The sequence below is a fragment of the Sporosarcina soli genome (genome assembly GCF_042655805.1).
GTDB classification, from domain to species: domain Bacteria; phylum Bacillota; class Bacilli; order Bacillales_A; family Planococcaceae; genus Sporosarcina; species Sporosarcina soli.
Map to the genome: position 1 here is coordinate 269,153 of NZ_JBHSNO010000008.1, position 17,625 is coordinate 286,777.

21 protein-coding genes and 1 riboswitch are annotated in these 17,625 nt (G+C 41.3%); of the genes, 8 read left to right on the forward strand and 13 right to left on the reverse strand.

Features of this window, described 5'->3' with window-relative positions; all coding sequences use genetic code 11:
• Positions 1 to 140 precede the first annotated feature (140 nt).
• Positions 141 to 1,430: an MFS transporter gene (locus ACFPRA_RS16540; protein WP_381437114.1), complete on the forward strand. Its 1,290-nt coding sequence runs from the start codon at positions 141 to 143 to the stop codon at positions 1,428 to 1,430.
• A gap of 58 nt (positions 1,431 to 1,488) precedes the next feature.
• Here the strand turns inward: ACFPRA_RS16540 and ACFPRA_RS16545 are convergent, their stop codons facing one another.
• Positions 1,489 to 1,803 (reverse strand): magnetosome magnetite crystal formation protein family, encoded by a 315-nt coding sequence (locus tag ACFPRA_RS16545; protein ID WP_381437117.1) that lies wholly within the window; start codon positions 1,801 to 1,803, stop codon positions 1,489 to 1,491.
• A 122-nt stretch (positions 1,804 to 1,925) separates the two neighbouring features.
• A complete protein-coding gene (locus tag ACFPRA_RS16550) occupies positions 1,926 to 2,165 on the reverse strand; it encodes a hypothetical protein (RefSeq protein ID WP_239390478.1) in 240 nt (79 codons plus the stop codon).
• 152 nt (positions 2,166 to 2,317) lie between these two features.
• Here ACFPRA_RS16550 and ACFPRA_RS16555 point away from each other — a divergent pair, with 152 nt between their 5' ends.
• On the forward strand, positions 2,318 to 3,595 hold the full coding sequence (locus ACFPRA_RS16555; protein ID WP_381437120.1) for an erythromycin esterase family protein: 1,278 nt from the start codon (positions 2,318 to 2,320) through the stop codon (positions 3,593 to 3,595).
• A 127-nt stretch (positions 3,596 to 3,722) separates the two neighbouring features.
• On the opposite strand, the gene ACFPRA_RS16560 is transcribed toward ACFPRA_RS16555, so the two are convergent.
• The 4 genes from ACFPRA_RS16560 to ACFPRA_RS16575 all read right to left on the reverse strand — a co-directional run bounded on the left by ACFPRA_RS16560 (position 3,723) and on the right by ACFPRA_RS16575 (position 6,395).
• On the reverse strand, positions 3,723 to 4,055 hold the full coding sequence (locus ACFPRA_RS16560) for an ArsR/SmtB family transcription factor (protein WP_381437122.1): 333 nt from the start codon (positions 4,053 to 4,055) through the stop codon (positions 3,723 to 3,725).
• Positions 4,056 to 4,475, reverse strand: coding sequence for an SRPBCC family protein (locus ACFPRA_RS16565; RefSeq protein WP_381437125.1), 420 nt, complete (start codon positions 4,473 to 4,475; stop codon positions 4,056 to 4,058).
• A 659-nt stretch (positions 4,476 to 5,134) separates the two neighbouring features.
• Entirely contained in the window at positions 5,135 to 5,620 is a 486-nt protein-coding gene (locus ACFPRA_RS16570; RefSeq protein ID WP_381437127.1) for a PaaI family thioesterase, read from the reverse strand.
• Positions 5,621 to 5,663: 43 nt separating this feature from the next.
• Positions 5,664 to 6,395, reverse strand: a complete 732-nt coding sequence (locus ACFPRA_RS16575; protein WP_381437130.1) for an AAA family ATPase — start codon at positions 6,393 to 6,395, stop codon at positions 5,664 to 5,666.
• Between the two features lie 123 nt (positions 6,396 to 6,518).
• Between ACFPRA_RS16575 and ACFPRA_RS16580 the strand changes: the two genes are divergently transcribed.
• On the forward strand, positions 6,519 to 6,962 hold the full coding sequence (locus tag ACFPRA_RS16580; RefSeq protein WP_381437132.1) for a hypothetical protein: 444 nt from the start codon (positions 6,519 to 6,521) through the stop codon (positions 6,960 to 6,962).
• Between the two features lie 66 nt (positions 6,963 to 7,028).
• Here the strand turns inward: ACFPRA_RS16580 and ACFPRA_RS16585 are convergent, their stop codons facing one another.
• Positions 7,029 to 7,400 carry a DUF4181 domain-containing protein gene (locus ACFPRA_RS16585; protein ID WP_381437135.1) on the reverse strand — a complete coding sequence of 124 codons (372 nt, stop codon included), beginning with the start codon at positions 7,398 to 7,400 and terminating at the stop codon, positions 7,029 to 7,031.
• A gap of 80 nt (positions 7,401 to 7,480) precedes the next feature.
• Between ACFPRA_RS16585 and ACFPRA_RS16590 the strand changes: the two genes are divergently transcribed.
• The 3 genes from ACFPRA_RS16590 (at position 7,481) to ACFPRA_RS16600 (ending at position 10,861) form a co-directional block, all read left to right on the forward strand.
• Positions 7,481 to 7,780: a hypothetical protein gene (locus ACFPRA_RS16590; protein ID WP_381437138.1), complete on the forward strand. Its 300-nt coding sequence runs from the start codon at positions 7,481 to 7,483 to the stop codon at positions 7,778 to 7,780.
• A gap of 116 nt (positions 7,781 to 7,896) precedes the next feature.
• Positions 7,897 to 9,720 carry an oligoendopeptidase F gene (gene pepF / locus ACFPRA_RS16595; protein WP_381437141.1) on the forward strand — a complete coding sequence of 608 codons (1,824 nt, stop codon included), beginning with the start codon at positions 7,897 to 7,899 and terminating at the stop codon, positions 9,718 to 9,720.
• A gap of 133 nt (positions 9,721 to 9,853) precedes the next feature.
• On the forward strand, positions 9,854 to 10,861 hold the full coding sequence (locus ACFPRA_RS16600) for a hypothetical protein (protein WP_381437144.1): 1,008 nt from the start codon (positions 9,854 to 9,856) through the stop codon (positions 10,859 to 10,861).
• A 75-nt stretch (positions 10,862 to 10,936) separates the two neighbouring features.
• Here the strand turns inward: ACFPRA_RS16600 and ACFPRA_RS16605 are convergent, their stop codons facing one another.
• Genes ACFPRA_RS16605 through ACFPRA_RS16615 form a run of 3 tightly spaced genes read right to left on the reverse strand, consistent with a single transcriptional unit; the run spans position 10,937 to position 13,441 of the window.
• A complete protein-coding gene (locus ACFPRA_RS16605; protein ID WP_381437147.1) occupies positions 10,937 to 11,749 on the reverse strand; it encodes a MetQ/NlpA family ABC transporter substrate-binding protein in 813 nt (270 codons plus the stop codon).
• Between the two features lie 17 nt (positions 11,750 to 11,766).
• Entirely contained in the window at positions 11,767 to 12,438 is a 672-nt protein-coding gene (locus ACFPRA_RS16610) for a methionine ABC transporter permease (RefSeq protein WP_381437151.1), read from the reverse strand.
• On the reverse strand, positions 12,428 to 13,441 hold the full coding sequence (locus tag ACFPRA_RS16615) for a methionine ABC transporter ATP-binding protein (RefSeq protein WP_381437154.1): 1,014 nt from the start codon (positions 13,439 to 13,441) through the stop codon (positions 12,428 to 12,430). The genes ACFPRA_RS16610 and ACFPRA_RS16615 overlap by 11 nt, the downstream gene beginning before the upstream one ends.
• A 147-nt stretch (positions 13,442 to 13,588) precedes the next feature.
• Positions 13,589 to 13,699, reverse strand: a riboswitch (SAM riboswitch).
• A 176-nt stretch (positions 13,700 to 13,875) separates the two neighbouring features.
• Here ACFPRA_RS16615 and ACFPRA_RS16620 point away from each other — a divergent pair.
• Positions 13,876 to 15,042 carry a pyridoxal phosphate-dependent aminotransferase gene (locus ACFPRA_RS16620; RefSeq protein ID WP_381437157.1) on the forward strand — a complete coding sequence of 389 codons (1,167 nt, stop codon included), beginning with the start codon at positions 13,876 to 13,878 and terminating at the stop codon, positions 15,040 to 15,042.
• Positions 15,043 to 15,141: 99 nt separating this feature from the next.
• Here ACFPRA_RS16620 and ACFPRA_RS16625 read toward each other — a convergent pair whose 3' ends face one another.
• Entirely contained in the window at positions 15,142 to 15,471 is a 330-nt protein-coding gene (locus tag ACFPRA_RS16625) for a hypothetical protein (RefSeq protein ID WP_381437160.1), read from the reverse strand.
• A 175-nt stretch (positions 15,472 to 15,646) separates the two neighbouring features.
• Here ACFPRA_RS16625 and ACFPRA_RS16630 point away from each other — a divergent pair, with 175 nt between their 5' ends.
• Positions 15,647 to 16,225 (forward strand): uracil-DNA glycosylase, encoded by a 579-nt coding sequence (locus ACFPRA_RS16630; protein ID WP_381437163.1) that lies wholly within the window; start codon positions 15,647 to 15,649, stop codon positions 16,223 to 16,225.
• Between the two features lie 196 nt (positions 16,226 to 16,421).
• Here the strand turns inward: ACFPRA_RS16630 and ACFPRA_RS16635 are convergent, their stop codons facing one another.
• Together ACFPRA_RS16635 and ACFPRA_RS16640 are read right to left on the reverse strand one after the other, a co-directional pair.
• The gene (locus ACFPRA_RS16635; protein ID WP_381437166.1) at positions 16,422 to 16,823 is read right to left on the reverse strand and encodes a DoxX family protein; all 402 of its coding nucleotides are present in this window, start codon (positions 16,821 to 16,823) and stop codon (positions 16,422 to 16,424) included.
• Positions 16,824 to 16,994: 171 nt separating this feature from the next.
• Complete coding sequence (locus tag ACFPRA_RS16640) at positions 16,995 to 17,606, reverse strand: nitroreductase family protein (RefSeq protein WP_381437168.1); 612 nt, start codon at positions 17,604 to 17,606, stop codon at positions 16,995 to 16,997.
• Between the last annotated feature and the right edge of the window lie 19 nt (positions 17,607 to 17,625).

A 17,625-nucleotide genomic window follows, 5' to 3' on the forward strand; every position in this document is an offset into this window, starting at 1 on the left:
AATCTTCACCGATAAATACTCAATTCCGATTGTGAGAGAAAAATGAACAGAACGATTCATAATTTCTAATTTACAAATAAGTCCTCTTCAGCTATCGTAAATTTAGTAGCTATTGAATTTGAAAAGGGTAGGGTTTTGAATTGAAATTGAAAATACATTACGCATGGATCATTTTACTACTCACTTTCTTTACACTATTAGCCGCACAAGGTGTACGTTTGTCGTTTGGTGCTTTTATCGAACCTTGGGAAACCGACTTTTCAACAAACCGAGGCGTCATTACGTTGATTTCCTTTATTAGTTATATTGTGTTCGCCTTCACTCAACCGTATGTCGGAAAATTGATTGATCGATTCGGTGTCAGACCAATTATTTCCCTAAGTATATTACTAATCGGCTTCGCTACCATTTCCACCTTTTTTGCGACCAGTCCTTGGCAACTTATCGTTATTTACGGTGTGATTGCTTCAATCGGTTTTGGCGGGGCCTCAAATGTGGCGGGTGCTATTATCATTGCAAACTGGTTTAAGGAAAAGAAAGGGTTCGCATTAGGTTTAATGTCTGCTGGAACTGCAGCAGGCCAGCTTTTTCTTGTTCCTGCCGCCTTATTGTTAATCCATCAACTTGGGTGGCGTTCGACTGTATTAGTATTAGGTTTTTTCTTAACAGTCATCGTTTTCCCGCTAATTTTTCTTTTCCTGCGTACACATCCTGGAGAAAAGAATCTTCAAGCGTATGGAGAATCGAATGAGGTAAGTCACGAAAAGAATGAGTATAACGTCAAAACGGAGATCAAGCGATCCCTATCAATCTTTCAGTTGCTTAAAAGAAAAGACTTCATGTATTTAGCTTTCCCATTTTTCGTATGTGGTGTCACAACAACAGGCTTAATGGATACACATCTCATACCGTTCGCGCAATTTTGTGGCATATCGCCTACTGTCACGGGGGTTGCAGTGAGTTTATTGGCAGGCTTCAATATTCTGGGAACCGCATTTTCAGGCTACCTGGCCGATCGCTGGAGCTGTCGATATATGCTGTTCGGGTTGTACGGAGTAAGGTTGCTGACAATTATACTATTGTTAGTCATCCTAAGTGATTTATCCTTGATAGGAATCTTTATTACTCAGTCCCATTTACTATTAATTTTTGCGATTAGTTTTGGCATCGTCAATTTCGCAACGGTAGCGCCGACGAACAAATTGGCGACGGATTATTTTCAAGGTACATCCGTTGGAAGTGTCATTGGTTGGTTGTTTCTCGGCCATCAATTCGGGGCGGCTTTAGGTTCTTTTATCCCCGGTGTATTATTTGAAATGACCGGAGGCTATACGATTTCATTTGTTGCTTCCATCATTTTATTGATCATCGCTTCTTATATGAGCATTCGGTTACCTAAAAACCAAACGCTCCCAATAGAGCTTACATAAAAAAGGACTGACTCGAAAATCCATGACAATGATTTTCGAGTCAGTCCTTCCTTTTTCATTAGATCCATCTGCCGACAATCGGATAATTATACGTTTCGCTATTCACCGCTTTCACAATACCGATGATCGGGACGATGATCCACATAAGTCCAAAACCGATAACCATCGGAATCCCGATAATCACAACGATGAGCAACGTCGAAATAAAGAGGATCACACCCATCACAAGTTGAAACAGAATCGCTTGTATGGATAACCGTTTTACTTCGTCATCTTCGGTAGAGTGAGCAACGAGAAAAATAATAAATGGCACTAAAAAGGGGGCAAAAAAAGCACTGGCGTGTATCAACACTTTCATCCCTGTTTTTTCCACTCGAACAACCTCCCTACTTTCTTCTTGTACCTAATTATACGTATATAGAAAGAGGAAGTTTCATCGACTTTCGATTGAATTTGAACCAATAGCATTTTTGAACGTTCTCGATTCACAGGATGTCATTTATCGATTTTCAGTAATTCATTTTGCCCCGATGTATAATCCAGCTTCATCTTCTCCAATTCGAGTTTCATTTTCTCCGTTTCTACAATAAAGTTCTGCTGTTTTAATTTCTCCAATTCGATTTCATCACGAACCGTTTCCGCTTTAATTTTCGCGATTCTACGATTGTGATCCGTAATGATGGCAGTAATCGGTACGGTCATGACAATTGCAACGATTAGTACAGCGGTCAGCATGATAATCTCCCCTTACCGTTCATTTGTTTCAATTGTACATGATTGAAATGAACGATCCCACTTTTTTTATTGTTGTATTCCACATTCTAACGGCTACCAAACGGCTAGATGGACATACTATCCGAATACCTTGAAAGAAATGGGGTTTTCACATGAAAGACACACTTGCAGAAGCGGTAAAGCGCTACGCACTCCCTTTTGAATCGGATGCAGATTTTGCACCTCTTCTCGAAGCAATCGGAGATGCAAAAATCGTTCTATTAGGGGAAGCGAGTCACGGCACTTCGGAATTCTATAAAGTCAGGGCGAAGTTGTCTAAATTGCTGATTGAACAGAAAGGATTCTCTGCCATTGCGGTGGAAGGCGATTGGCCATCCGCTCAGCAGGTGAACAGATTTATAAAAGGATATGGGAAGCAAGTTTTGACGGTACATGAGGTGTTAAGCGCATTTAGTAGATGGCCGACGTGGATGTGGGCAAACGAAGAAATTGCAGCGCTCATCAACTGGTTGCAAATCCATAACAGTCTTAAAGCACCGGAACAAAAGGTCGGTTTTTACGGCATAGACTTGTACAGCCTTTGGGAATCCATCGATGAAATCATCCGGTATTTAACCGAAACCAATCCTACTGGCGCCGATTTGGAATTGGCTAAGAAAGCCTTTTCCTGTTTTGAACCGTTTAACGGCATGCCTGAACATTATGCCATTTCCACCGCGCATTTTTCGCAAGCTTGCATTGAAGAAGTCAGTAATCTGTTGGCATCCATCCGTTCACACGCCAAACACTATGATGATGAACAGGAATCAGAATTGAATTTGAAAGTAAATGCACTCGTCGCCAAAAATGCGGAAGACTATTACCGGGCGATGCTCCAAGACAATGCCCATTCTTGGAATATCCGTGATGAACATATGGTCGAAGCCCTACATGAAATACGGAACCATCACGGAGAGGATACCAAAATCATCGTTTGGGAGCATAACACACATATCGGGGATGCCCGCGCAACTACGATGCAGGACGATGGCATGTTAAATGTTGGTCAATTGCTGCGTGAACAACATAAAAAAGAAGAGGTCTTTGCAATCGGATTCGGTACGCATCGTGGCACAGTCATTGCAGCCGAAAAATGGGGACTCCCCTTCGATAGCATCGATGTACCGCCTGCGCGTCAACATTCGTGGGAAGATCTACTACACAAAGCTGGTGCTTACGACAAATTGTATGTATTCAATGATACCAACCGGGATGTTTTTTCCGGATGGGTTGGTCACCGCGCGATCGGGGTCGTCTATAATCCCGAATTTGAAGCTTTTGGAAACTACGTCCCTTCCCAAATCGGCAAACGGTACGATGCTTTCATTTACCTCGATCAGACAAAAGCCCTGACACCCATACAAGTGAAAGAAGTCGTAAATGACATATGAAAACATGAAAGAAAAATGATGTACGCGAATCAAGTACATCATTTTTCTTTCGATTGATTAAGTAGCATAAGATGAGATTGCCCTGACTTTCCAGGTAAACTGTCGCAACAAATCATAAGTTTTGAAATCAATCTTCACGCTGCTCTTTTTCAATGATTCTTTTAAGATCCGAAAGTTTAGCTTCCCAAAAGGGTCCGAAAAATTCCAGCCAGGACTGCAATTTCTGTAGGGGCTTTGTTTCCAGACGGTATATCTTTTCACGTCCCATTTTTTGAGAACGGACAAGTTCCGCCGATTCCAACACGCTCAAATGCTTGGTCACTGCTGTTCTGCTCATTGGAAAATGCTTGCTAATGGTTGAAATCGACATTTCATCACCAGCAAGCAACTCGAGCAGTTTACGTCGCGTCGGATCTGCGATTGCTTGAAAAACATCATATTGCTGATGCCCTTCTGCCATTTATGCTTCCACTACATTTTTCAGTTTGAGAACGAGTCCATCCCATCCGTATGACATACGTGAACGCACTTCCAAATGGGATTCCCCAAATTCTGTCTGTTCCTCTTCATTCCAACCGGCATGGATCAATGTCAATTCAGTTCCGTTTTCCGTTGCCTTCAACTCAAACGTGATAAGCCAATCCTTTCCCCATTCAAAAGATAAACGGTTCGGCGGACTCACTTCAGTTACCTTACAGGCAGAGTTACCCCATGGCCCGGCTTGTATGATAAATTCTTTCCCCTCAATCGGCTCCATATCATTCGGCATGAACCAAGCCGCAATCCCTTCAGCGGTCGCAACATATTCCCACACCTTTTCGATTGGTGCATGGATCATTACATTTTTTCTTACTTCTGCAAAATTTTCATTTTTTGACATATCAATTCCTCCCACTTTCAAAAGCGAAACCATTTGGTTGCATATATTACTATACGCAACCAAATGGTTTCATGTCAATCATTATTCAACTCTACATCCGTCGAATTTCAAAATGGACCACTCTTTCATCTTGTTCGTTCTTTCACTAATTGTTGGATCAAGTCGCTCTCGCGTTTTCCACCCATCACAATCATCAAAACAGCCGCAAAAATTTCGACTATTTTTCTCATCACATTTCCCTCCATATTACATTATCTTCTTTACGTTTAAATCGAAGAATCCTAAGCAGTCTACCCAACTATTCAGTTTTCATTCACTTATCTTCATTCAGCAGTAGACTCCCACCTCTATAGTTGGCAGGATGAATGCGGTTATGTTTCCTGTTTAGTAGGTGTTCAAACGCCAGCTGAACGAATAATGGAAGGCAGTCTAAGTGCGCGACGTCCTGATTAGGTGCCTTAATTTCTGCGAAGAACGTAGAAATACGGCAAATCGAACTCTTCGCTGTTCGATTCGCAACGACTGCATGACCTACGTCTTGTAGGCCTCAAACTCGATTCAAAATCGGGACGCAATTAAGCCAAGGCGTAATTGATTATTTTCATAAACAGCAAAAAAGCTGATCGCATATGGCAATCAGCTTGTTTTATGTTATAGGCTTATTCGTTCTGTGCAAATGTTGACGGCATGACAACACCGACAACTTCCCCCGTTGCACATAATGTTTTATCCGCAAAGACTTCAACGGTCACTTTCCATTTCTTCGGATGGATTTCCTCCACTTTTCCAACCGCTTTCAGCAATTTCCCTTGAGGTGTCGGTTTCAAGTAATTCACATTCAAAGAAGCTGTAACAAATCGTGGAGGCACTTCACCGCTCCCCGGTTCGAAACCGTTTTTCCGAAGCAACGCCAGTGCACACGAGCCTGTCCCGTGACAGTCAACAAGTGAAGCGATCAATCCGCCATAAACGAATCCAGGAATCGCGATATGTTTGGTCGACGGCTCATAATACGTCACTGTTTCTTCTCCTAGCCAGCCTGTCCGAAAATGATATCCCTCTTCATTCAATCGGCCACAGCCGAAACACCACGCAAAATCATCCGGATAATCATCTTGAATTGCATGCACTACTTCATTTTTCATCTCCCTCATTCCCCCTTCGGACTTATTATAACATTCCGACAGGTCATTTATCTTTCAAAATTTCTTGCAGAAACTTTTCCCGATGATCCAAGAAATACTTCGTAATTTGATAATGGTCTGTTGCCTCATAATCCATTTCCTTTATGACACCATCGTCAAAACTCAAAATTGTCGCATCCGGGTAACCGAGAATAATGGGCGAATGCGTTGCAATTATAAATTGACAATCCGCCTCTTTTATTAAATCGTGCATGACACGCAAAAATGTCAATTGTCTTTGCGGAGATAAAGCGGCTTCGGGCTCATCCAATAAATAGATTGCTCTGCCTTTGAACCGATTTAAAAACAGGGAAAGGAACGATTCGCCATGTGACTGTTTGTGTAATGACTTCCCCCCATAAGCACCATATGTATCGAAAGGTTGTTTAGCCAACTCATCGATGTGTGAAGCAAAATGATAAAAGGACTCTGCCCGTAAAAAGAAACCATTTTTCACTTTTGGCATCCACGATAAGCGCAGATGATCACTTAATGAACTTTCGGAAGCATCCACTTCGTACAGATTATTCTTACCTCCACCTGCCGGATTGAACCCACATAGGTCAGCAATCCCTTCCAATAGCGTCGATTTACCCGAACCGTTCTCCCCGACGAAAAAAGTCACTTTCTTTGTTAATTCCAATTCTGTCATCGATTGAATCGAAGGGATTGTAAACGGATAAGATGTCGTTTTTTCCCCTTTCCCACGGAGCAATGTTACCTTTTTCAAAAACACGCAAACACCCCCTTTAGACAAATTTTTCTTGGACGGTAGGCATATCTTCATATAGTCACATGCTGGAGACTCTACAGCTTCGTTCGCGTATAATATAGAAACGAATTGCAGGAGGAATTCAAAATGAAAATAAGAGCATTCCTACTTATACTCATTATGGTGGGCGGCGCTTATGCCATGTTCCAATCTTTTCATGACTACAAGGCAAAAGCGATGACAGAACTACTCGGTTCTCATCCTACGCCATTCACCTCGCTTATTTTTACAAAACCGGCCCCGGATGGTGTCAGATCTGTATCATGGAATGTATCAAACGAAACAGAAATTGCGGATTTACTCGATTTCCTTCAAGATTATCACGTTCGAAAACTTCGACCTGAAGAAATCAATACAGATGATCGTTTCGATCAATTTGTCATTAGTTTAAAAGACGAAAACGACAATTTGATTAGCGTGATTGTCACCAAGAATCTCATCATCCAAAACGAACAAAACTTTTACGAAATTGTTGACGGACCGCTCGATGTCAACTGGCTAGTCAAATTCTTCGTCGAAAATCAAATTTAAATCGATTTATGTAAAATAAGGGTTTTTTCCCTGTTGGCTAAAAGGATAAGAGACGTCTCTTGTCCTTTATCCAAATAATTGATCCCCCGCAACGAGTAAAAAAATAATTAAGACACTAAACGCACAGAGCGAATAGATTTCCATTGCCCATTTTCTTGCTTGCCGATTAAATCGCCATTCCATAAAAGCTCTGAACGAAGACAAGACAATGAAAAAAGGTAACATGAGGAATAATACATTCACATCGTCATATTTGAAAATGAACGTAGCAGAAACAACCAGATAACCTATAAAGAGAATGGTTACACCAATATTTTCAATCCGTTTTGGACTAGGATCCATTTTCTCATGCTTCATTACTTTCAATTTCTTTTTCAGTACATATTCCCCACCGACTAACAAACATATAATTATTCCGATGATGATAAAAATTTTCATTTCCCCTTACCCCTTCCAAACAAACTGATGAAATTTCCTATATACTTATTATGAGTGTACCAAAAAAGGAGTTTGACTGTATGGATTTCAAAAATATGGATGAACAAATCATTCAAAAATATCAAGAAGATGAGCAACTGATGATCCGATTATTTGTTCAATGGTGTGCCAATCATCAACTGGACCCAAAAGAATTATATCAACGGGCCTATCCTTCTCAGCAAGAAAACGAAGCAATGCGGAGGATAATCGAAGAAATGGATGATGAAGACAACATCCACATCGATCATGAAATGATGCTTGATGTCTTGCAATTATTCGGTAATGAAGACCTTGCTTTTGTCGTGGCCGAAGAAATGGAACGGCTTCTAAAATCTTAATTGGGAGAGCGTTAGTCTGAAAGTTGCCAAAAGATCGATTCGTATTTTTACTTTCATCTAATTCTACTATATACTGGTATTAGTTCGACATCCGTAATAAAAAGGGAGAGATCTAATTGGTTAAAAGTTTACCACTTCGTTCAGAAGTAAATAGTGAAGAAACATGGAATTTACAAGACCTCTTCAAAACCGAAGAAGACTATAATAGCGCAGTGACCGAACTGGAAAAAGAAGTTGCATCTTATGCAGATCAATTCAAAGGAAAGCTGACAGATGCATCTACCGTCATTGAAGGCTTGAAAGGCTATGCCACAATTTCCGAAAAAATCGTTCCAGTTGCTACCTACGCCCGCCTTTCAGCCAGTACGGACCAAACGAATGATGAAGCGCAAATGCGTTCAAGCAAATTCGGATCGATTGCTGCACAAATCGAAAGTCAGCTGAGCTTCGTCAACAGCGAACTTTTATCGTTGCCGACTAAAGTATTACAAGAAGCGATGCAAAAATCCGCTGAATTCCAGAACTTTTTAGAGAAACTGATCAGCAAAAAAGACTATCAATTACATCCGGAAGTCGAGAAAACATTAGCCGCTTACTCCTCCACTTTCAATGGACCTTATGGCTTGTATAACACAACGAAAATGGTCGATATGGCTTTTGAAGATTTCGAAGTTGACGGAAAAAGCTATCCGTTAAGCTATGTCACTTTCGAAGGCGATTGGGAATCGGAACCCGATACTGCTGTGCGTCGTGCAGCATTTGAAGCTTTTTCCGCCAAACTGAAAGAGTACCAACATACAACGGCAAAAACATATGATATGCATTTGCAAATTGAAAAAACGACATCCGATTTACGCGGATACCCATCGATTTTCGATTATTTGCTTTTCAATCAAGAAGTCGATCAATCGATGCATGACCGTCAAATTGATCTAATTATGAACGAACTCGCACCCCATATGCGTAAATACGCAAAACTTCTTCAAAGCGTACACGGAATCGATAAAATGACATTTGCTGATTTAAAAATTCCACTCGATCCAACTTATGAACCGAAAATCACAGTTGAAGAATCGAAAAAATACATCGATGATGCCCTTGCAATCATGGGTAATGATTATATCCATATGGTCGATCGTGCTTATGAAGAACGCTGGATCGACTTTGTACAAAACAAAGGGAAATCGACGGGTGCATTCTGCTCAAGCCCCTACGGCAACCATCCATATATCTTGATTTCCTGGACAGGCAGCATGGAAGATGTCTTCGTATTAGCCCATGAATTGGGACATGCAGGACATTTTTACAATGCCAATCGTGAGCAGAATGTGTTCAACGCACGTCCATCCCTTTATTTCATAGAGGCACCTTCAACGATGAATGAGATGTTGATGGCGAATCATCTACTCGCAAACTCGAACGATCCGAAATTCAAGCGATGGGTCATTTCATCTATAGTCGCGCGAACCTACTACCATAACTTCGTCACGCATTTGTTGGAAGCAGCTTATCAACGAAAAGTATATGAGCGCATCGATGAAGGCGGAAGCGTCAATGCCAACATATTGAATAATCTTAAGCGCGGAGTCCTGGAAGAATTCTGGGGTGAAGATGTTGACATAATCGACGGAGCTGAATTGACATGGATGCGCCAGCCACACTATTATATGGGCTTGTATCCATACACTTACAGTGCTGGTTTGACCATTTCTACACAAGTATCCAAGCGCATTTTAGAGGAAGGACAACCTGCAGTCGATCAATGGCTGGACGTCTTGAAAGCGGGTGGTACAAAATCTCCGGTCGAACTGGCCAAAATGGCAGGTGTCGATCTTACAACAGAGCAACCTTTGCGTGACACTATTGCCTATATCGGAGAATTAATTGACGAACTCGTTGCGTTAACAGAGGAAATTGAAGCGGCAAAAGTGAATGAATAACTAAAAAACGAAGCATTTCCCACTTGATCACTAGGGAAATGCTTCATTCTTATTGCATTTTGAAACTTATTTGATGATGTCCCGTATAGATATAAATCGCTAAAAATGTATTGTGCCAGTGGAGGTCCGTTTCATGCCATCTAAACTTTCAAATCTATTGGCCGGTCTCGGTTGTCTTACACCGATTACCGGTATTGTGCTATTATGCTATTTTTTGTTCCAAAGCTCTATCTCACTCGGAGTCATTTCCATTGTAGTTTCCTTCGTAATAGCCATTATCTTCATCGCATTAGGTATCCGGATTGAAGAAAAACGCAAATTAAAACAGCTGGATTTCCTTCAGACCTTCCAGCCTGATGTGGACGATTTCCATAAACTAAAATCCTTTACCTCTTATGATTTATTGACCAAAATCGCTATCGATGACCAGCATGGAAAAGTGTACTTCTGGGCAGCCGATTCAGATAAAGTACAAAACGTCACAAAAGCATATGTTGGAATGCCCTATACTATCAAATCCTACAATTACTCCGATATTCTAGCCGTGAAGTTCACAGAGGATCATCATCAGACAGCTATCGTTCAGAGGGATACCCATTTCACCCACTACTTGCTCAATAAAGTAAGTGAGGAAAAAGTAGAATCGAAAAATGCATCTGGTCCTCCTATCGATAAAATCAGTTCAATGGACCTTGAAATTATTGTGAACAACAACGTAAATCCGAGGTATCTAATCCGATTTTATCATTCGCCGAACATGCGGATAAGAAAAGATTCACCCGAATATCAAGTTCACTACAGCAGCCTTCAGCAATGGTTTACCAGGTTAGAAACCATAATCGATGAGACTGAAGAAAGTTTCGCCACTTCAAATGTCGAACAACCGCTTGAAATTACCGAACCAACTGACCATGAAGATCTATTCCAAGAAGATCCTCCTAATGAAAAGACACAAATTATGGTTGATGTCGACATAAAGCAATATTCACTAGACTTAACTAAGGACCGTACAGAATTAAATCCGCAAAGTATTCCAGATGACCCTATACCGAAGCAAACCTCGGAAAAGCCAACCTCCTATTTCGAACAATTGATTGAAAAAAATAAAAGACAACTGCGCGGCGACTATTCCGATGAATAGGTTGAAATAAAGAAAAGCCATCCGTTTAGATGGCTTTTTGGCTATTCATATTCAATCGACTGGTTGTTTGGCTACTTATTGCATCCAAGCCGGTTTTCCAAACCCTTGGAAATCCGAGTCGATCACTTTTTCAAATTGCTCCGATTCAATCACTTCAATGATGTCTTTTGCAAACTGCTCGTCCTTGTTTTCCGTTTTTACAGCAACCACATTACGGAATTGGTCCGGCATATCTTCCAAAACAAGCGCATCCGTTAAATTCATGCTTGCCGCGAGCGCAAAGTTACCCGGTACTGCCGCCACGTCTGCACTTTCAACAGAGCGGGGAAGTTGTGCAGCCTCAATCGGTGTCACCACTAAATTTTTCGGGTTTTTCACGATATCTTTCTCAGATGCCTTCAATGGCTCAACGTTTGGATCGATTTCGACTAGACCGTTAGCCTCCAACACGATTAACGCTCTCGCCGCGTTGACCGGATCATTAGGAATCGTGACTGTTGATCCGTCTGCAATATCGTCAATCGACTCAAATTTTTTCGAATAAATTCCTAGCGGTGCGGTCGGGACAACGATCAAGCTCGATAATTCCATGTTATTTTCTTTTGCAAAGTTTTCCAAGTAAACAGTATGTTGAAAGAGATTCGCATCGACATTCCCGTCATTTAATGCATTATTTGGCTGTATATAATCACCGAACTCCGTCACTGTCACTTTGTAACCTTTATCTTCAAGACCCGGAATGATCGCCTTTTTCAGCATATCGCTATATGGACCTGCTGTTGCTCCAAACGTCAATGTTTTATCGTCACCGGCCTTTTCTTTGCCGCCACATGCAGCTAAAGCCGCACCAAGTACAAGGATCAGTACTGTCAATAATAATTTCTTCATCTGTCATTCTCCCCTTCTTATCTCTTATCGACTGCTTTTGAAAGTCGATCGCCCGCAAATTGAATAAGTTGCACGAGCACAATCAAAATGATAACTGTCACAACCATAATCGTCTTGTCGTAGCGATAGTACCCAAATCGGATGGCTAAATCCCCGATTCCTCCACCGCCAACAACTCCCGCCATTGCAGCATAAGCAACCAAGCTGATTGCCGTTAACGTCAAACCTTGAATAATACTCGATTTCCCTTCTGGCAATAAAACATCCCTGATAATCATCCACGGACTGGCACCGATTGAAATCGCCGCTTCAATTACGCCTTTATCGATTTCCCGAAACGACGTCTCAACGATCCTTGCAAAAAAAGGAATGGCCGCTGCCGATAAGGATACACTGGCAGCTGTCGGTCCATATGCTGTACCTACTAATAGAGTCGCTAAAGGAATCAGTAAAACAAGTAAAATGATAAACGGAATGGATCTCACCATATTGACGATAAAACCGATAACCGATTTGATAACTGTATTTTCAAGAAACAATCCTTTATCGGTCACAAACAACAAAATGCCTAGCGGAAGCCCAATGATGAGTGCAACAAGTAACGAAATTCCTACCATATAAAGTGTCTCGCCAAATGCTTTCGTCATATCCGGCAATAATTCGACGATCCGTTGAACCTCAATCCCCATTATTGATCACCTCCACATGGACATGGCGGGTGGACATATAGGAAATGGCACGCTCGATATCCGGTTCCCGCCCTTGCAATTCCATTAAAAATGTTCCTAGCGGCATCTCTTGAATGTATTCAATCGAACCGTGCAAGAAATTCCCGTGGACATCAAACTGCTGAATGGTTTCTGATATGACGCTTTCTCCAGCCACATTTCCTTTAAACAATAATTTCACTATGGTTCCTGTACATTGCGCCAAAATCGTGTCCGGAACTTCAAAAGATACAACACTGCTAATGAACTCTTTCGTCAACTCTGCCACCGGATTCGAAAAGATATCATACACTTGCCCTTCCTCGATCACTTTTCCATCCTGCATAATGGCCATACGGTCGCAAATCTCTTTCACCACATGCATTTCATGGGTGATTAAAACGATTGTAATAGCCAATTCCCGATTAATTTTCTTCAGTAACCGTAAGATGGACAATGTCGTTTTCGGATCCAATGCGGACGTCGCTTCATCACAGAGCAAAACACTCGGATTGTTCGCAAGGGCACGCGCAATAGCGACCCGTTGCTTTTGACCACCGCTCAATTGACCCGGATAAACGTTGCGCTTCTCCGACAATCCGACCATTTCAAGCAGTTCAGTCACCCGATCATCGATTTGTTGCTTAGGCGTTTTGGCAGCCCGCAAAGCGAAGGCGATATTCTCATATACAGTCTTTTGACTGATTAAATAAAAATGTTGAAAAATCATTCCTATTTTCAATCTAGCCTGACGCAACTGTTTCCCTTTTAACTCCGTCAAATTGATGCCATCTATAAGAATTGTACCTTCTGTCGGTTTCTCCAATAGGTTCAAACAACGAAGCAAAGAACTTTTCCCCGCCCCGGAATAACCAACTATACCAAAAATTCCACCTTTTCCAATTTCAAGGGATACATTGTCAACCCCTTTTACAAGCCGATCTTTTGTTTGATAGACTTTCGACACTTTTTGAATTTGAATCATAAATTTCTCCTCTTTCTATACTTTCTATAGAAAAGCGTCCGGAGTCTAGACACTCATATTTTTGAAAATCATATATTTTCCTGTCTGACCTCAATAAAATAAAAGGCGCCCCTTTCATCAATGAAAGAAGCACCGAAAAATTGTTTCAGCTTATCTTTCAGAATGAAAATCACCCTGTAGGAGTTGGCACCTTCCTTGTATGATACAAGGGGTTGCTGGACGTCATCGGGCCTATCCCTCGGTCGCTCTTGATAAGTTACAATATGAAGTTGAATTTGAGTATACATCATATAATAGTTTGTACAATCGCAAAAGTCAACATGATTTTCATTTCAGTAAGAATTCTATGAATGTTGTCATTTCGACTTTGAACCTAGTATACTTACTTCATTACAAGATCTATATTCCATTATGAATTGAAAAGAGGTTTTTCCATGACCATATCGAATCGCTTAAAAAGCTTACCTCCCCACTTCTTCTCCACACTCGTCAAAAATGTGGAATCAGCGCTCGCTGAAGGTCGGGACGTCATCAATCTAGGACGGGGGAACCCCGATCAACCGACTCCGCCTCATATTGTCGAAGCTTTACAAGCGGCCGTCGAGGATCCGGCAACACACGGTTACGCACCATTTGGTGGAACAGTTGAATTGAAGCGTGCTGTTGCAGATTTTTATAAACGTGAGTATGCCGTGGATATCGATCCGGATACGGAAGTCGCCATCCTATACGGCACGAAAACAGGATTGGTTGAATTGCCGCTTGCCATTATGAATGAAGGCGAATTGCTCTTGCTTCCTGACCCGGGTTATCCCGATTACTTATCCGGCGTCAGCTTGGCCAATATTCGTCATGAAATGTTCCCGTTACTTGCCAATAATAATTTCCTTCCAGACTATGACAGCTTGTCAGCTGAACAAAAAAAGCAAGCTAAATTAATGTACTTGAACTACCCAAACAATCCAACGAGTGCAACAGCAACACTTCCATTCTTCGAAGAGACAGTCTCGCTCGCCAAAGAACATGACATTGCCATTATGCATGACTTCGCTTATGGCGGCATCGGATTTGACGGCAAAAAGCCGGTCAGTTTCTTGCAAGCAGAAGGGGCAAAAGAAGTCGGGATAGAAATGTATACATTGTCCAAAACGTATAATATGGCAGGTTGGCGCGTCGGTTTCGCGATCGGAAATGCAGGTATCATTGAAGCGATAAATTTATTGCAAGATCATTTATTCATCAATCAATTCCCGGCTGTTCAACGTGCTGCCATTACAGCCCTCTCTGGTGATCAGGAAAATGTACGCGAACTCATTGCTCTATATGAAGGTCGGCGCAATGTCTTTATTGACGAATGCAGACGCATCGGTTGGGATGTCCAAGCACCCGCCGCTTCGTTCTTCGCTTGGTTACCAGTCCCAGCAGGTTATACGAGTGCATCGTTCACCCAATTATTACTGGATGAAGCAGATGTCGCGGTAGCCCCTGGCAACGGTTTTGGTAAATACGGCGAAGGCTATGTCCGAGTTGGTCTACTGGATGATGAGGAACGCTTAAGAGAAGCCGTAAGAAGAATTGAAAAGTTGAACCTTTTTTCATAAACATCAAAACGATCCCAACAAGAAAAGGCGTTGGGATCGTTTTGATATACGACAGTTTCGCCAAGTTGAAGATTAGGAAACAAGTGACAAGTCTGCACTTCACTTTTTCTGTTCATCGATTTTTTCCAATCGCTCAATCAGTCTCTCCAACAGTTTTCCAAGCTTTTCAACGTCGGAACTATCTGTGGAATTTTGCGATTGTTGTTTTTTCAGCTCATCTATCTGACTTTGCAATTTATCCATCGCCTGTTGTTGCTGAGCATCTGAAATCCGGTCTTCCTCAATCGAAATTGCCCCACCAAGCGTTTGCAGCGCATCCCCCAATGTCGATATCGCCGAACCCCAAAGAGATATTTTTGCTCCCCTATTCAGAGGTATATCATTATTTGGTTTCTCATCATCGTTAAAAAACTGGTTATTTTGCCACAAAGCCATCGCTCCTCTAACCATGTGGTTGAATGATTATTCTTAGCTTATACGCTAGTATATGTACATGAGGATCGTTTAGGGCACTTGCTTGCTTAGTAGAATGAAATCCTTCCGAATAAAAACTTTATGTATTAGGTAAACTTATGGGATGAAGTTCGATTAGGAGTTGGAAACCATGACCGAATTTTGCCCAATTGCATTACCTGAAGAACCGACACCTGAACAGCTTAAAAATTGCGAGGATTGCGGTTTATATCAACACGGGACACGTATGGTATGGGGAGAAGGAAATCCGGAAGCCCGTGTTCTCGTTCTTTTAGATAATCCTGGCGCCCGTGAGGATCTCGAAGGGAATCCTTTTGTTTGCGGAACGCGCCAAACTTTCCAACAAGCAGCGAATAATGCTGGTTTGCAGATGGATGACTTATACATTACGTTTATTCTAAAAAGAAAACCTGTACGCGGTTACGATAAAGTCCAGACTCGTCAAATTTGTATGCAGCATTTAGAACAACAGCTACAAGAAAAAAAGCCATCTCTCATTCTTTGTTTAGGTAATGTGGCGGTTCAATCTTTTTTCCAAGATCCCGAAGCCGAAGTAAAATCATTGCGCGGTAGTTGGCATGACGTCCAAGGCTATCCGACAGCAGTCGCGTACCATCCACTCGCTATAAGACGCCGTCCGAACTTGCGCTCATTATTTGTGCAAGACTTGGCATTTGTTGCCGAGCGTTACCATCGTTTGAATCCCTGACAAGCGCTGTTTCAAAAACAAAATATCACATCTTCTTAATTATCCAGTTATCACCGATACCAACACAGAAGAGACTGTAGACAAATCTGTTTTACCAGTATTAACTACAGTCCGGGCAATCAAAACTGATTTGATTGTCTCTTTTTATTATTTAACGTAATTAATTTCCTGTCTCTCGACGGCAAGACATTAAAGTTTAGGAATTCCTAGCTTCTTTTCCTTTAACGATCAGTTGATCAAGAGAATATAATTTACTGCCGTTTAAGACAATGTGCACCGCAAGGACTAATAATACCAAATCGAAAACATAGCCATTTAGAAAACCAGCCGGCAAATTCACTGTAAAGATTGCACCAACCATGATAATACCGAATAGCAAAGATACAATCCGTGTCCCTAAACCGAGGATAATAGCAATCCCCCCTACTAATTCAATCGTACCTACTGCATAAGCAAGATAGCCTGGAATCCCTATGCTTTCAAACCAACCTGCTGTATTTTCTATACCACCTTGAAACTTAGTAAATCCGTTTGCCAAAAAGACAAGCCCCAGTACAATACGTAGTAGCAATTTTCCAACTTCATTTTTGTTCGACATCAAATATTTCCTCCTGTTTTCACTATCAAATTAAGTTATTTAATCATTTACCTTGAATTAATACATCGCCAATTCAAGGTATTCACCCAAAAAAAATTTAGATACCTCGGAGATCATACCGTTATTTCCCCAGGAACTAGACACACACTTTCATCTTTATAAAACGTTAGATTACTTATGGAATCTTACTCGATCTTCCAGTGGCTGGAATTCTTTTTCTCCTGCTTGAACTATTGGATTACCAAATGGCATTTGTGCAATCAGTTTCCAATTAGCAGGGATATTCCATTCTTTTTTCACTTCATCATCAATTACCGGATTATAATGTTGTAAAGACGCTCCTAGTCCCTCTGCTTGTAATGCTGTCCATACGACTAATTGGTGCATACCTGATGCTTGGTTTGACCAAATTGGGAAGTTATCAGCATAAGAAGAAAATTGTTCTTGAAGAGATTTAACGATTGCTTCATCTTCAAAGAATAATACGGTACCATATCCTGCTTTAAAGGAATCCATTTTTTGTTGAGTTGCTGTAAAATCCCGATCACCAACAGCTTTTCTTAATGTTTCAGTTGTAATGTCCCATAATTTATCATGTGCTTCGCCTGATAAAACAACTAAACGAGCAGTTTGAGAATTGAAAGCTGAAGGTGTATATTCCACAGCAAATTCAACAATTTCTTTAATTCTTTTATCAGATACGCTTACATCTTTATTGATCCCGTAAATCGATCGTCTTTCTTTGAGCGCTGTGTAAAAATCTGTTGTTAGAGTTGTTGTCATAATAAGTATTCCCCTATTT